This is a genomic window from Vibrio limimangrovi, assembly GCF_054064025.1.
Map to the genome: position 1 here is coordinate 488,727 of NZ_JBSUGF010000007.1, position 14,379 is coordinate 503,105.

14 protein-coding genes are annotated in these 14,379 nt (G+C 41.6%); 11 read left to right on the top strand and 3 right to left on the bottom strand.

The features are described 5' to 3' along the window. Positions 1-22: 22 nt before the first annotated feature. The 7 genes from ACWYU8_RS09885 (at position 23) to ACWYU8_RS09915 (ending at position 7,516) form a co-directional block, all read left to right on the top strand. Positions 23-1,159, top strand: coding sequence for an iron-containing alcohol dehydrogenase (locus ACWYU8_RS09885; RefSeq protein WP_457519357.1), 1,137 nt, complete (start codon positions 23-25; stop codon positions 1,157-1,159). Positions 1,160-1,168: 9 nt separating this feature from the next. Next, positions 1,169-2,044, top strand: a complete 876-nt coding sequence (locus ACWYU8_RS09890) for a dihydrodipicolinate synthase family protein (RefSeq protein WP_457519359.1) — start codon at positions 1,169-1,171, stop codon at positions 2,042-2,044. A gap of 33 nt (positions 2,045-2,077) precedes the next feature. Continuing rightward, positions 2,078-3,076, top strand: coding sequence for a TAXI family TRAP transporter solute-binding subunit (locus ACWYU8_RS09895; protein ID WP_457519361.1), 999 nt, complete (start codon positions 2,078-2,080; stop codon positions 3,074-3,076). A 107-nt stretch (positions 3,077-3,183) separates the two neighbouring features. Then, positions 3,184-5,064, top strand: a complete 1,881-nt coding sequence (locus tag ACWYU8_RS09900; protein ID WP_457519362.1) for a TRAP transporter permease — start codon at positions 3,184-3,186, stop codon at positions 5,062-5,064. An 81-nt stretch (positions 5,065-5,145) separates the two neighbouring features. Next, positions 5,146-6,303 (top strand): sialidase family protein, encoded by a 1,158-nt coding sequence (locus ACWYU8_RS09905; protein WP_457519364.1) that lies wholly within the window; start codon positions 5,146-5,148, stop codon positions 6,301-6,303. Between the two features lie 62 nt (positions 6,304-6,365). Beyond that, the gene (locus ACWYU8_RS09910) at positions 6,366-6,836 is read left to right on the top strand and encodes a YhcH/YjgK/YiaL family protein (RefSeq protein ID WP_457519366.1); all 471 of its coding nucleotides are present in this window, start codon (positions 6,366-6,368) and stop codon (positions 6,834-6,836) included. A 2-nt stretch (positions 6,837-6,838) separates the two neighbouring features. Further along, complete coding sequence (locus tag ACWYU8_RS09915) at positions 6,839-7,516, top strand: SDR family NAD(P)-dependent oxidoreductase (RefSeq protein ID WP_457519368.1); 678 nt, start codon at positions 6,839-6,841, stop codon at positions 7,514-7,516. Between the two features lie 102 nt (positions 7,517-7,618). Here ACWYU8_RS09915 and ACWYU8_RS09920 read toward each other — a convergent pair whose 3' ends face one another. Then, positions 7,619-8,044, bottom strand: coding sequence for a universal stress protein (locus tag ACWYU8_RS09920; RefSeq protein ID WP_457519370.1), 426 nt, complete (start codon positions 8,042-8,044; stop codon positions 7,619-7,621). Positions 8,045-8,840: 796 nt separating this feature from the next. On the opposite strand from ACWYU8_RS09920, the gene ACWYU8_RS09925 reads away from it, so the two are divergent. The 3 genes from ACWYU8_RS09925 (at position 8,841) to ACWYU8_RS09935 (ending at position 11,891) form a co-directional block, all read left to right on the top strand. Further along, the gene (locus tag ACWYU8_RS09925; RefSeq protein WP_457519371.1) at positions 8,841-9,638 is read left to right on the top strand and encodes a hypothetical protein; all 798 of its coding nucleotides are present in this window, start codon (positions 8,841-8,843) and stop codon (positions 9,636-9,638) included. A gap of 282 nt (positions 9,639-9,920) precedes the next feature. Then, a complete protein-coding gene (locus ACWYU8_RS09930) occupies positions 9,921-11,045 on the top strand; it encodes an OmpP1/FadL family transporter (RefSeq protein WP_457519372.1) in 1,125 nt (374 codons plus the stop codon). A gap of 45 nt (positions 11,046-11,090) precedes the next feature. After that, the gene (locus ACWYU8_RS09935) at positions 11,091-11,891 is read left to right on the top strand and encodes a hypothetical protein (RefSeq protein ID WP_457519373.1); all 801 of its coding nucleotides are present in this window, start codon (positions 11,091-11,093) and stop codon (positions 11,889-11,891) included. 64 nt (positions 11,892-11,955) lie between these two features. Here the strand turns inward: ACWYU8_RS09935 and speG are convergent, their stop codons facing one another. After that, positions 11,956-12,495: a spermidine N1-acetyltransferase gene (speG, locus tag ACWYU8_RS09940; RefSeq protein WP_457519374.1), complete on the bottom strand. Its 540-nt coding sequence runs from the start codon at positions 12,493-12,495 to the stop codon at positions 11,956-11,958. Positions 12,496-12,762: 267 nt separating this feature from the next. Between speG and ACWYU8_RS09945 the strand changes: the two genes are divergently transcribed. Continuing rightward, complete coding sequence (locus tag ACWYU8_RS09945) at positions 12,763-12,915, top strand: hypothetical protein (protein WP_457519375.1); 153 nt, start codon at positions 12,763-12,765, stop codon at positions 12,913-12,915. A gap of 247 nt (positions 12,916-13,162) precedes the next feature. Here the strand turns inward: ACWYU8_RS09945 and ACWYU8_RS09950 are convergent, their stop codons facing one another. Beyond that, positions 13,163-14,257, bottom strand: coding sequence for a diguanylate cyclase (locus ACWYU8_RS09950; protein ID WP_457519376.1), 1,095 nt, complete (start codon positions 14,255-14,257; stop codon positions 13,163-13,165). Positions 14,258-14,379 lie beyond the last annotated feature (122 nt).

Sequence of the window (14,379 nt, forward strand, 5' to 3'; positions counted from 1 at the left end):
CGGCTGAAAGTAAGGGAAATGAATGAATATTTTTACAACTGTGATAAGTGGTGGCATCGAACAGATGTTTCAGGTGTTATCAAGTGAACAGAATCTGTTAATAATGACAGACAGCAACGTTATTAAGCTGGACAAGGTTCAGTCGTTTGTATCTTCTCTTGATAAACAAGGATACAACTATACGTTAGTGAGCGATCTGCCTGCAGAGCCAACCAATCATGATGTTGAGCACCTGCTAGAAGTTTTGCCTGAGAATGTCGATGCTGTTGTAGGTATTGGTGGCGGTAGTGTCCTTGATATCTCTAAACTGATTTCGGTGATTTACGCATCATCTTCAGATCACCTGGAATGTTTTAACCGTTTATTAGAAGGTGAAGCACCTGCGTCTCGAATTCCTTTGGTACTTGCACCAACAACCGCAGGTACTGGTGCAGAAGCAACACCAAACTCAATCATTGCTATTCCTGAGCGTGCGACAAAAGTGGGTATTATCTCTCCTGTAATGTTGCCTGACTATGTTGCCTTAGTTCCTGAGTTGACCACTTCTATGCCCGCACATATTACTGCCTCTACTGGTATTGATGCGCTATGTCATTTAATCGAATGTTATACCGCGAGCGTAGCAAACCCAGTTGGCGATAATTACGCGCTGATCGGAATGCAGAAATTTTTCGCGAATATAGAGCAAGTCATTGAAACACCAGAAGACCTTATGGTTCGACTTAATCTGTTGTGGGCATCGTACTATGGCGGTGCATCCATTTCTCATTCTGGTACGCACCTTGTGCATGCATTGTCTTACCCACTTGGTGGCAAATATAAAATTCCACATGGCCTGGCGAACTCACTGTTGCTAGTGCCGGTTATGAAGCATATCTACAGCCACTGCGAAGAAAAGCTGGCTAATGTCTACCGACTATTGCCGTCTGCAAACCTCGAATTGTCTGAAGCAGAAATGGCATCCGCATTGGTTGATTACTTAGAAAACCTGGTCCAAAAACTGGGTCTACCTACTTATCTCAATGAGATCGGTATTGAACGTGAACAGTTACCAGAGTTGGCGGCAAGCGCAATGCAAGTTACTCGATTACTAAACCATTCACCAGTTAAAGTTTCTGAACAAGATGTTTTGAAGCTTTATCAGAGCATCACGAAGTAAGGACAAAATATGACGAGCCCAATAACAGGTCCACACGTTGCCGTTGTCACTCCATTCGACAAACAAGGCAATTTGGATGAAGCCGCTCTACGCGCACAAGTGCGCAGACAGCTATCAAACGGTAACAAAATCTTCTGTAATGGTACGAATGGCGAATTTTTTGTCTTGAGTGATTACGAGAAGCGTCGAGTAACAGAAATCTGTTTGGACGAAGCACAAGACAGCAGCTTAGTTGTTACTCATATTGGCGAAACTAATCTAGCCCAGACAATTCAACACGGCAAAGACGTGGCTGCAATGGGTATCAAGGCGGTTTCCGTAATTACTCCATGGTTCTCTGCACTACGTCCTCAAGAGTTAGTTCGCTATTTCCAACAAGTTGCGGATGCAGTGCCAGTACCGGTTTACCTATATAACATCCCAGCTCGTACCGGAAACACGATTACACCAGAGGTTGCGGCTGAGTTAGCGAAGCATCCAAACATCTATGGCATTAAAGACAGCGCTGGTTCCTTAGAAAGCTTAAAGGGTTTCCTCGCCGTAAGTGAAGATGCTGAAAACTTTGATGTACTGACTGGTCCGGATTCACTCATTCTGACTGGTTATAACCTAGGCGCTGTTGGTTGTATCTCTGGCATCGCAAACATTGTTCCTGAACTTGTTAATCAGGTTTATCAAGGCTTCGTACAAGACGACCAAGAATTAGCAAATCAAGCACAAGAGAAGATTAATCATCTACGTGCAACCCTGTACCCAATTGCATTTGCTCCAGCTGTTGTTAAGAAGACGATGAACTTGCTTGGTCAAGAAGTCGGAGAGAGCCGTTATCCGGTCTACTTCACTCAGGAAGATACCGACAAAATTCTGTCTATTGTACGCCCATAGCCAGACATATACTTATAATAAGGATACCCAATAATGTTTAACAATCACTTTAAATCTGCACTAAAAGCCGCTGTATTGTGTTCAACTCTTGTCGCTGCTGGCGTACAAGCTGCCTCTACGGCGAGTATCATTTCACAGCCGCCGGGAAATGGCTGGTACACCTATGGCACAACATTTTCGCAGCTTGTTCCTCGCGCTACAAACGATGAGTATAAAATTAAACTTATTCCTCGTGGCGGCGGTATGACAAACCCTGTAGTTGTAAACGAAGAAAAAGCAGATTTTGGCTTTGCAACTTCCAACGCTGCAGTTTGGGCTCGAGATGGTCTGACTGATATCTATAAAGGTCGCACAAACAAAGAACTGCGTATGGTACTGGATAATGTTCAACAAGCTTACACCATTACTGTGGCTCGTAAAGCTTGGGTTGATCAAACTGGTAACGATACTTGGGAAAAAATCATCAATGCCGATAAAGTTATTATCGCGATGAAACCAACAGGTTCTCAGGTTCCTATTATTGCGGACTACATTTTTGAATCTCTAGGTACTGACTTCGAAACGTTGAAGAAGGAAGGCAAAATTGTCCAAATGGGCAGTGGTCAGGCAAGTCAGATGATGCGTGATAACGCTATCGATGTTTACATTGATAACGTTCCAGCTATGCACCCTAACTTAACTGAAATGACTCTAACAAGTGATGTAACTTATATCCCTTACTCTGACAAGACTCTACAAGATTTAGCGAAAGTTGGTCTACCAACGGGAACTATGCCAGCAGGTACGTACGACGGACAAGCGACAGATTACGTTAACCCAGTAAGTGCAACTGTGTTTTTAACTAACTCAAAAGTGAGTGATGACGTCGTTTATAACGTGACTAAGGCATTGGTCGAAAATCAGGCTGAAATTAAGAAGTCGCATTCTCCTCTGCAATTCTGGCATCCAGAAGAAATTGGCAAAGCCGAGCAACTGGTTGAGCTTCACCCAGGCGCAGCTAAATATTACAAGGAACAAGGCTGGATTAAATAATTCCAGTTTGATGTAAGGCGGATGCATATATAAAAGAATATATGCATCTGCTTAACTAAAGTTTTAATTAAGCTTTGCTTAATGAGTTTAGTAAGTAGGGTATTGTTATGAACTACAAAAACTTTATGAACACTATAGCTGCGGTAATTGGTATCGCCTATATGGTGTTCTTACTTAGACAGTTTTTTTATCCGCTATCTCCATTAACGGCTGCAAGTATTCATGTATTTACAGCGACAGCTCTAGTTTTATGTTTTCAACCTCTTGAGTTTAAAAATCGCGCGCTTTTACATGTTGGAAGAATAGTTAACCTCATTTTTATTGGATTAACCTTGTCAGTGGTATACCACTATTATACGTCAATCCCAAGGTTAGAAACCCGTCTGGAAATGATCGATGACGTATTATTCTCTGATAAATATGCATTTATCGTTGGCTGCTTAATGTTATTTGAAGCGGTTCGACGTTCGGTTGGTTTTTCGCTTCTCTCTGTTGTTATTATCTTTGTCGCTTACGGTTTCTTAGGCCCTTACTTCCCGGGTTGGACTGCGTTCGAAGGTTTCTCTTTAGATACAATGACAGAATTAATCAGTATGCAAGCTGATGGCCTGTTTGGTATCACTGCAAGTACCGCTGTTAACTTTGTATTCTTCTTCGTTATGTTTGGTAGTGTGTTCACCATGACAGGAGGCGGCAGCGTATTTATTGACTTAGCAATGAAAGCCACTGCATCGTTGACTGGTGGTGCAGCAAAAATGTCACTACTTGGCTCTGCTTTGTTTGGTATGGTGAGCGGTTCTGCAGTTGCAAATACAACGTCGACAGGTGTACTTACTATTCCCATCATGAAGCGCTCTGGCTACAGTAAAGAACAAGCTGCGGCGACAGAAGCGATTGCTTCGACTGGTGGTCAGTTAATGCCGCCTATCATGGGTATCGCAGCGTTCGTCATGGCTGATATGCTAGGTATTCCTTACGCTGAAATCGCTGCTGCAGGTATTATTCCGGCTGCTGCATTCTACTTTGCGCTGTTTATCATTATTGATTTACGAGCTAGAAAAACAGGCACAGGTAATATCTCTAAAGAAGACCTACAGTTTGAGCCGATTCTTCCTCGCTTGCATCTATTGATCTCTCCAGCGTTCTTAGTTATTGCTCTGATCTCTGGATACTCTGCGCCTTACGCGGCTTTCATCGGTACGGTGTTTGCTCTGATTGCACCATTATTTAGAAAGCATACTCGCTACAGCTATAAGATTATCTACCCGATGGTCATGGATATCGTTAAGCAAATGTCTTGGGTATCTGTTCCTCTGGCATCTGTTGGTATCATCATGGTTCTGGCAACACAGTCAAACCTAGCGTTCAAATTTGTTGAAATATTGAGTGCGGTTGGTGAAAACAATCTATATCTATCACTGGTTATGGTGATTGTTGGTTGTATCATCATGGGTATGGGATTACCGACAGTTGCTGCATACATCATTGGCTCAATTATCTTTGCTCCAGCGATTATCTCTATGGGTGTTGACGTATTGGCTGCAAACATGTTCATCATGTACTACTGCGTATTGTCAATGGTTACTCCGCCAGTTGCTTTATGCGCTTACGCGGCATCAGCAATCGGTCATAGTGATTCATCTAAAACTGGCTTTATAGCGTTCTCTTATGCACTGGTTATTTTCTTAGTACCGTTTAGTTTTATTACTGACCCTGTTGTTCTTTGGAAAGGTAGTTGGTATTTAATCCTGATTGCTTTCATGGGAATGCTTATGGCGACTTTCTGCTGGGCTGTATTCTTGCAAGGCTGGTTAAAGAAAAACCTGAATATTGTAGAAAGATTACTTTTCTTAGTCGCGAGCTTAGGTATTGTATTAGATAACTCTGCATCACCGTTATGGTTCTTATTTATCGGTATGGCTACGATGTTAATTCTGTGGTGCTGGAAGTCATCAATCAAGAAAGTAACTTCAGTAACACTTGCATAACTCTCCGTTATTTATATAGCTCTCTAAATCAGAGAGCTATATTTACTCAAGTTTTAAATTTTAATTTATAGGGCAAATTCAATGAATCAAGAAGCTATTACTGTAGAACGTGACGGTAAAGTAGTGCCAGTTGAGCATCGTGAGCAATACTATAACGCGATGCTACCTTCAGACTATCCTCAAAACCACGCATCGAATTTGCTTGTTTTACCAAATGGTGACTTGCTTTGTACCTGGTTTGCAGGAACTCAGGAAGGGGTGTCTGATATTTCTATTTTGTGCTCACGCTTACGTAAAGATTCGAATGAGTGGGAACCGGCAGTCAAACTGTCTAATGACCCAGAGCGTTCAGAACAAAACCCAGTATTATTCCTAGACCCTGACAACACCCTTTGGTTGTTATGGACAGCTCAACTTGCCGGTAACCAGGATACTGCGATCGTGCGTTACCGTAAGTCTTTTGACCTGGGCGAAACATGGCAAGATATCGATGTACTGATCGACAAACCAGGAACATTCATCCGACAGCCTATTGTTGTATTACCTAATGGCAATTGGTTACTGCCTATATTTAACTGCACCATTAAACCGGGCGAGAAATGGGTGGGTAACTACGACACCAGCAGTGTGAAGATCTCAGAAGATAAAGGGCAAACGTGGCGAGAAGTTGACGTGCCAGAAAGTCTGGGTTGCGTTCATATGTCTGTGGCACCGCTGAAAAATGGTTCTCTAATCGCAGTATATCGCAGTCGTTGGGCTGACTTTATTTACCAAAGCTACTCCCATGATAATGGTGAGACTTGGAGTGCACCAGTACCGACTGAGCTGCCAAACAACAACTCTTCGATTCAGGTTACCGCGTTGAATAACGGTGATTTGGCAATGGTCTTTAATAACATGAGTTCAGAAGGCGCAACGGATCGTCGCAGCTCTTTGTATGATGAAATTGACGACGGTAGCGATGCTAAAGAGCCTGAAATTATTGAAGGCAAAAGTGCTTTCTGGGGAGCGCCTCGTGCACCGATGTCTCTGGCTATCTCTAAAGACGACGGTGCAAGCTGGTCAATCGTCGCTAACCTTGATGAAGGGGATGGCTTCTGTATGACTAACAATTCACAAGAAAAACTGAACCGAGAATTTTCATATCCGACAATTACTCAATCTAGCGATGGCGCTATTCACATTGCCTATACATATTTCCGTCAAGCAATTAAATATGTACGTATCAATCACTTCTAAATAATGTGTAATTGAAATGGTAGCCCTTTATATCGGGCTACCTGCTATTAAGAGATACTATTATGATATGTGGAAACTTATTATCACTAAAAACTGCAGGTTTACCGAAGAAGTTTAACGACATCTTATCTCAGCCAGAATGTTTATTTGAGTCACTTATTCAAGCTGATGACGGGAAAATGCAATTAGCTGATGCAGAGTGGTTCGTTAATATTGGCCCGGCACAAACACAAGAGCAAGAAGTAAGACACACAGAGTTTCATCACCTTTATGCCGATATACAGGTGGTATTGGAAGGCGAAGAAATCATTAATTATGGTGTTGTCGATTGTTCTGGTGAGGAAGCGGTAGAAAAGAAACCAGATTTACTTATCTTAGCTAATCCAAAGTTGTCTCAATCGGTGCATCTTAAACCTGGTGATTTTGCTATTTTTATGCCAGGCGAGCCTCATCAGGCTTTGTGCATGGTTTCTGAACCGAAGGAAATCCGTAAAGCCGTATTCAAAATCCCTTTGTCTATTTTGGGAGAATGATCATGAGTCGTCACGCCGTCGTTACAGGTGCAAGTTCCGGGATCGGACAAGCGATTATGGAAACGTTGCTCTCTTCAGGATGGAAGGTTACGGGCTTAAGCCGTACCAAAGTTGAACATGAGAACCCTAATTTTGTCAGTCAGACTGTCGACTTGTTCGACACTGATAGCTTAATTAGCTGTCTGGAAACATTACCTCCAGTTGATGCTGTGATCCATGCTGCAGGGAAAATGGTTGCTGCGCCTTTGGGTCAGCTAAACATTGAAGAAAGCCAGTCTGTTTGGCATCTTCACGTACATGTCGCTGAGATACTAGCGAATCACTTCGCTCCTAAATTGGGAAATGGTGGCCGGATTGTGATTATTGGCAGTCGCACTTCGAAAGGGGTTGCGGGCCGTTCACAATATGTCGCTACTAAATCAGCGCTGTTTGGCATGGTACGTAGTTGGGCTGCTGAGTTAGCCCCTCGAGGTGTGACGGCTAACATTATTGCTCCCGGAGCGACGGAAACGCCGATGTTACTGAACCCTGACAGGAAGTCTTCTCCACCGAAACTTCCTCCGATGGGGCGCTTTATTTCCCCTTACGAAGTGGCAGAGTATGTGAAATTTATTCTTTCACCTCACGCTAGCGCAATTACAGGCCAGGAACTGGTTATGTGTGGGGGAGCGTCTCTGTGATGTGAGACGCACTCAATTGGCCAGAAATGTAAAGCCGATAGCAACTTATTTACTATCGGCTTTTGCTTTATACAAGATGTACAGCGTCTTCTTAATAGAAGTCTAATCGTGAATCGGCACGACCAGAATGTCTACCGGAGACTTATTGATCAAATGTCTTGAGTAGGAGATTAGCTTGCTCCACAAGTCCTGATGGTGACCACAGATCAACAAGTCGACTTCTTGTTCTTTTATGGTTGTTTCTAGCTTGTCAGCTAGGTCACCAGTACCTACAAAGAAATGTTTTAGCGGATAGTCCATATAGTCACTGAACGTTTTCAGACATTCCATCGAGTGTTCATTCAGTGGTCTTTGGTCTGGGTTTTCTTTTATATCTATGAGCTCACGATAGATTTCACCATGTGTACCATCTACATGGATGAATGAAATGTCGGAGTCCAGGTAGTTTGCCATTTCTACTGCTCTGTCGATCAGCACAGTGCTCTCATCAGAAAGTTCTAGTGCGACAAGGATATGTTTGTATTTCATAACCACGCCCTTAAGTGGATTATATTCAACATAAGCATAGTATGGCTTGACAAAAAATTGTGTCGATAAGATCTCGAAATGACTCAATGATTCAAATAAATATCAATAAAAGTAATAGGTTGCAGCGTGAGAGCATTGTTGAGTTATTTATCACTAATTTTAGGTTTCGCATTATTGATCGTAGGCAATTTCAGAAAGTATCTAATCGATTTTCCCAGTTTAAACGAATCGCCGCGAAATACTGGTGTTTATAAATGTGTCGTTATTGAGACATAAAGTTAATTTCTAATACTTTCTTTCATTTACAAATTAACAACATGTGAGCGTGTTCTAGCATGAGAATCATTTGTTTTCGAAGGATTCTCATTGCTTACTTTAATAAGTTAAGGACAAAGTATATTGCGTTCTATACGTGTCATTACTCTGTGGTGATGTTAATGGATATATGTAATTTTTCAATTACTTAAATTTATAGTCTTGTTATTATTTAGGTGGAGAGAATCGAGTCTATAGGTGTTGTAGCTAAGTTGTTTATATGTGTCTTAGAGCAAGCATTGACCTTAACAATTAATTAATATATTGTTTTCTAAGTCTCTTGCCAAAATTCAATTGATGTAACGTATAAGCTGTTGTGATTGAATCAATATAAAGAGCTATTTTATTTTACTTAGCGCGTCTGTTGTCTATTTTCTTTAACGTTTTTATTGCATTTTATCTTTAAGAGTATTAATTCATTTTTCCTTGATGACATCTAAAGGCGTGAATAAATTAATTGTCTTTAAATGGGTACCATAGTATGAATTTAGTTAAACCGACGGTAGTAATTCTCGCAGCAGCGCTTCAATTGACGTCTTCAGTTTATGCACAGACAGATCAAAACAGTGGTGAAGCGCTTCAAGATATGTCTGATCCACTTGCGGTATATACTCAAGCCGGCGTTGGGATCACTGATAAAGGTCTGAATGTTAAAATCGGTCAAACTTACCAATCTAGTCAGCCAGGCACGATGGCAATGAATATCATTGAAATGAAAGGTGTCGGTGGAGATTTATTGGGTATCCGTGATAATGATGATCCTTTGTATCGCAATGTGGACGATAGTATCGATTCTTTCCGCTTACGAAACTTTCAAGTAGAGGTTGCCAAAGGCCTCGGCCGTCAACTGGATATGAACTACGACGTTGATAACGACAAATTGGATGTCTCTTATAGTTTTATTAAAGCACTACCAAAATTGGGTCCGTTGCAAGTTTTTCCTTTAGCGGGAGCAGGTGTCACGATAGCAAACGACTACAGTGGTGATGACCAAGGATATGAAATTCCAGGTACATTTACTGTCCTTGGTATGTACGCAAAAGTAGAACTAACAGATAAAATCTGGATTAACTATAACCCAATGTACATGCATACCTTATCAGGCTCTAGTGATTACAAGTCAGACTACTATGCTGGAGAAAATAATATCTTAATGCATGAATTTGCGCTGTCTTATCAAATCAATCCTAGAACGAACGTTCGTTATTTCGCTAACTGGAATGAAAACGTTAATTTTGGTGATGGTGATCACCGCATCGAATTTAACTATCAATTCTAAGGCGAGTTGACTGATTTTCAACGGTAAAAATAGAGTTGTTTTTCTCGACAATGAAGTCTGAGCTCCACAAACTTCCTTTAAGGCATTCTGCTGCGGCGAGTGTCTTTTTATCACTATGAGTAAGTCTCAGGAGAGCGAAAGAAAATTCGCTAAATTATGACTAGATTTTCTTCGCTCTCTACGTCATTGAGACCTATGCTTTATTGCATCATTACTGTTTTACGATGATCTACAACGTCTCACTGTGGCATAGCTTCTAATTAAAAAATAATAGGTTTTATTATGAAAAATCTTTCAAAAATCGTCGTGACTAGCTCGTTACTTACATGTGCTACGACTCAAGCAGCTGGTTTGTACTTATACGAAACGAATACAACGGATATTGGCCTGGCATCTGCGGGGATGGCAGCAAGAGCACATGATGCGTCTGTTATGGCAGCAAACCCGGCGGGTCTGGCGAACGTATCAGGTAAATCCTTCTCTGGGCATTTGATAAGCCTATATGGTGATGCAGAATTGGATACGATATCGGGCGATGCAGGTAACGTGATTGGCTTTGTGCCAATGGGCTCAGTATTTTATAGCCAGCAGTTGAACGATAAGTGGACTTTAGGTATTGGTTTGTTCGGTAACTATGGTCTTGGACTGGGCTATGAAGGGTTGGTGGATAATACCGTCGCACAGTTAGATATTCCTACTGCGATTACTCAAGCAGTGACCATTCAGCCTACGGCTTCTTATCGAATTAATGACCAATGGTCTGTTGGGGCGGGACTTGGTGTTCAATACGGAAAATATAAGGTTGAAGCAAATGCCAGCGCGGGAAATAGTGATTTCTCATTCGAAGATGATGATACAGACGTTCAGGTGAATGGACGATTTGGGGTTTTATACGAGTTAACGCCGGGCACTCGTTTTGGCTTGTCTTACTCCAGTGAAACCAAGTTTGAATTCGAAAAATCAGACTCTGTTGCACCTCAACAAGTGATCTTCAGTATCTATCAGCAAGTCAATGATAACTTTGCGTGGATGAGTAACGTGAACTGGCAAGACTGGAGCGAATACCAAACCACACTGAATGTCGGCACGCAAGACACTTATCAGGTTGCTTTTGGTACACAGTATCAGGTGAATAACAAAGTGATGTGGAATGCTGGTGTGGCCTACGATAGCAGCATGTATGAAGATCAGTCGAAAGGGGACATTACGGTTCCAACCGGTGACTCATTCCGACTAGGCACTGGCGTTGATTACAAGTGGGATGAGAAAAACACACTAAGCGTAGCATTTGAAACCGTAATCATTGACTCATCGGAATCGACGCTAGCCGACGGGACTAAGCTGGCCGGATATAAAGATCCTGCATTGTACTTCCTGAGCTTTGGCTACAGCTGGAAAAATCAATAGAAGTTGCTGAACTGGAGCATAGTTAGCCCTTAACAGGATACTGAGATGAAATATAAAATTGCAGTGGTGTGTACGGCAATATTAATGACGAGTGTGGCTCAGGCTGCCGACACCAGCCGTGTAAAAGAAAATAAAAATAAGTTAGCCGACGATCCGACTAAAGTGATCTCAAAGATTGGTGTTTCATACGCCAATAACTACGATTTTGATGATCAGAATATATCGTTTTCTGGTTCAATCGCCTTCGACCAAGCTCGTAAGCTGAATGCACGTATTAATGATGATGCAAGTGAATGGCGTATTGGTGGCTCGTGGCTGTTTCCTGTTGGTATTGTTAATTTTAACTTTGGTAAGAATGAATACACCAATGGCGCGAATCAAACCAACTACAGCGTCGGTACATTCATGCCTCTGAGCTACTTTGGTATTGAACCTTTAGGTTTTCAGATTTTCCCTATGGCGGGATACACCTATAACGAAGGTGATGCGCCAGTTTGTGACGGTGAAGTCGGCAGCAAGTGCTCTGACCCGGATTTTGTCGGTACGCCAAGTGCAGAAAACGGCTTTAATATGATGACGTCATCGGGTAGCAGCGGCTATGTTGGGGCTTTTGCGCTGAAATCCTTCACCAAAGAGTTGACGTTGATCAGTTTTGCAGCAGGTTCATATGGTTCTAAAAACAGTGAAGGGGAAAACTACAAAGGTGCATTTGGTGGTATTGGCTTGGGGTATTTAGTCAACAAGCGTCATTCTTTTAATGCGATGACATTTTTGATGAACAACAATACCTATTTGGATGAAGCGGATAAACGCGTCATGCTGTCCTACCAATACCAATTTGAGTGATAGTAATCGCAGCGACGTCGTTGCGTCGTTGCGTTTTTAGGCTTGTCTGACAGGCTAGAGATAATTAATGGACTGCCCCCTTCGCTTCCATCGATTTTTGGTATTCGTGTTTCAGGATATACATGCGCTTAACGTCTCGATAACCACCATTAATGAAATACTCTTCGACTAAATGGCCTTCTTCGATAAATCCACTTTTTTTGTATAAGTGAATGGCTACTTGGTTTTCTACTGCCACCAGCAAGTAAATTTTACGCAGATTTAGAATAGAGAATGAGTAGTCTAACGCACGGTGAATCATATCTGTTGCGTAACCAAGACCTTGATGGTCTGGTGCGATGATGATCTGAAATTCCGCACTACGGTGAATGTAGTTGATTTCGATGAGTTCGACTAACCCTATCACAATTCCATCATCATCTTCGACGACAAAGCGTCGTTCCGCATCATCGTGAATGTGTTTTCGGTAAAGCTCTTCGAGTTCATCATAAGACTCGTAAGGCTCTTCAAACCAATAGGCCATGATATTACGGTTGTTGTTCAGCTCGTGAATAAAACGCAAATCGGAGCGCTCCAACGCGCGCATTTTAAGGCCTTTCTTCATGATATTTCTCCATTGACAGTAGCCCATACTACAACGCTACTTAAGTGACAAAATCTTAACTTATCTCAGAAAAATTACACGCTTATTTTTTTAGATATTGGTGCTAGGTAGAGCTTGTCAAAACAAGAACAATACGCGTTAACACGTTGTAAAATTTAATATAAAACTTAATCCTAACGACAAAAAAGCTGATTAGAAAAGTTTACAGAATTCATTTTAAATACTTCACACGACATGGCGTTCAAAATACATAATAAGGTATTTAATATGTTTTCAATTGGTGATGAAGTAGTAGCAAGTAAGGGTATCGACCTGGGCACAATGGTGGTGACAGGTACGAGCGGTGGTGGTTTTTACACCCACGTAAACGCTGGTGGAAAAACACTGACGTACCCTTCAAAAGATCTTAAGAAAGCATAATACCAATCGTAGTAAATAACTGGTCATTCTAGCGTGTTAGAATACTCGATAACTGCGTTAACTTTTCGTTGTAAAAGAAGTTTGTTTGTAGAATAACTACATTACCGAAAAATTCTGCCTTGTTCTCAAGCATTTTTCCTACGCTATTTCTGATCACTTGCTTACTGTGATTGGTATAAATAATCTGCTGCTTTACTAGGGTTTAAGGTGCTAGTAAATGTAGGGGTAAAGGTAGCGTTTTAGGTCGCTACCTTTTTTTATTCGTTGTTCCGGTTTGGTTATTCTGCTCTATATTTTGATGTTCGCTTTGGTTTACTTCGACCCTATTTCTTCCTGTTTCTTTCGCTTTATATAGCGCTAAGTCCGCACGTTTAATTAGCGGTTCAAATGTGTTATCCATACCACATACTTGGGTTACACCAATACTGGCGGTAATGGTGATATCAAGGCCTGAGTGGGTAAGCACTGCATTTTCCAACGCATCACGAATCGTCTCTAGTGTGTCTAGCGCTTCTTGAGATGAATTTCTTCTAAGTACAATCGCAAATTCTTCTCCACCAACCCGTGCAAGTAAGTCGTCATCGCGTATATGGTCATTTATGGTGTTGACGGCATGAATCAGTGATTTATCCCCTGCATCATGACCGAATTTGTCATTTAATTTCTTAAAGTGATCCAAATCTAAAATTGCAACGTGGAACTGTATCCCTTGGGTTCGATATTCAGAAAGACGACACTCGATCTCACGCATAAACTCTCTTCGGTTTGGTATACCAGTAAGGTCATCGGTTTTGGCAAGATGTTCCATCTGCATTATCTGAACATGTAATGCGATGTTTAATGCAATCCAGTTTGCAATGCACTGTAATTGAGACGCTTGCTCTTTGGTGTAAAAGTGTGTCTTTTTATGAGCAACATTCAGTGTTCCTAAACAGGACTTGCCATGCATCAGAGGAGAATCCATGCAAGTCCCCATGCCGCTCGAAGACAGCATGACACAATCTAAATCGTCAGATTGGCTGACGTCATCACAAATAATTAACTGCTTGTTACTGAATACGCGTCCCACGACAGATTGATTTATTGGCACAAGAAAATCAGTAGGAATCGCTTTGTTGCCAGCAAATGAGTAGACCTTTAGATAGTCGCTATTTTCATACAAAGTAATGCTGGCTCGATCTGATTCGAAGATCCGATTAATCCACTCAGCTACAGTGTCTAACACCTGTTGTAAGGTTTCTGACTGCGCCAAAAAATGAACAAAGCCCAGGGGCAAACAGATAGGGTTATCCATATTCTGTGTAGATAGGTCACTTGGGGAAAACGTTCGTTCAAATATCAATAGCCAACTCCTCGGGCATTCGCTTCGTGTAAACAATAAGTAACGCAAATATATTTTCAAGGGAAAATACGTCAATTGAACAAAGTGTGACTAATTTGTAGCCGGTTTTACGACTTTATGAT

Excerpts from the sequence above, each read along its gene's own strand:
- ACWYU8_RS09885 (WP_457519357.1), top strand. The coding sequence starts at position 23 with ATGAATATTTTTACAACTGTGATAAGTGGTGGCATCGAACAGATGTTT.
- ACWYU8_RS09890 (WP_457519359.1), top strand. The coding sequence starts at position 1,169 with ATGACGAGCCCAATAACAGGTCCACACGTTGCCGTTGTCACTCCATTC.
- ACWYU8_RS09895 (WP_457519361.1), top strand. The coding sequence starts at position 2,078 with ATGTTTAACAATCACTTTAAATCTGCACTAAAAGCCGCTGTATTGTGT.
- ACWYU8_RS09900 (WP_457519362.1), top strand. The coding sequence starts at position 3,184 with ATGAACTACAAAAACTTTATGAACACTATAGCTGCGGTAATTGGTATC.
- ACWYU8_RS09905 (WP_457519364.1), top strand. The coding sequence starts at position 5,146 with ATGAATCAAGAAGCTATTACTGTAGAACGTGACGGTAAAGTAGTGCCA.
- ACWYU8_RS09910 (WP_457519366.1), top strand. The coding sequence starts at position 6,366 with ATGATATGTGGAAACTTATTATCACTAAAAACTGCAGGTTTACCGAAG.
- ACWYU8_RS09915 (WP_457519368.1), top strand. The coding sequence starts at position 6,839 with ATGAGTCGTCACGCCGTCGTTACAGGTGCAAGTTCCGGGATCGGACAA.
- ACWYU8_RS09920 (WP_457519370.1), bottom strand. The coding sequence starts at position 8,044 with ATGAAATACAAACATATCCTTGTCGCACTAGAACTTTCTGATGAGAGC.
- ACWYU8_RS09925 (WP_457519371.1), top strand. The coding sequence starts at position 8,841 with ATGAATTTAGTTAAACCGACGGTAGTAATTCTCGCAGCAGCGCTTCAA.
- ACWYU8_RS09930 (WP_457519372.1), top strand. The coding sequence starts at position 9,921 with ATGAAAAATCTTTCAAAAATCGTCGTGACTAGCTCGTTACTTACATGT.
- ACWYU8_RS09935 (WP_457519373.1), top strand. The coding sequence starts at position 11,091 with ATGAAATATAAAATTGCAGTGGTGTGTACGGCAATATTAATGACGAGT.
- speG (WP_457519374.1), bottom strand. The coding sequence starts at position 12,495 with ATGAAGAAAGGCCTTAAAATGCGCGCGTTGGAGCGCTCCGATTTGCGT.
- ACWYU8_RS09945 (WP_457519375.1), top strand. The coding sequence starts at position 12,763 with ATGTTTTCAATTGGTGATGAAGTAGTAGCAAGTAAGGGTATCGACCTG.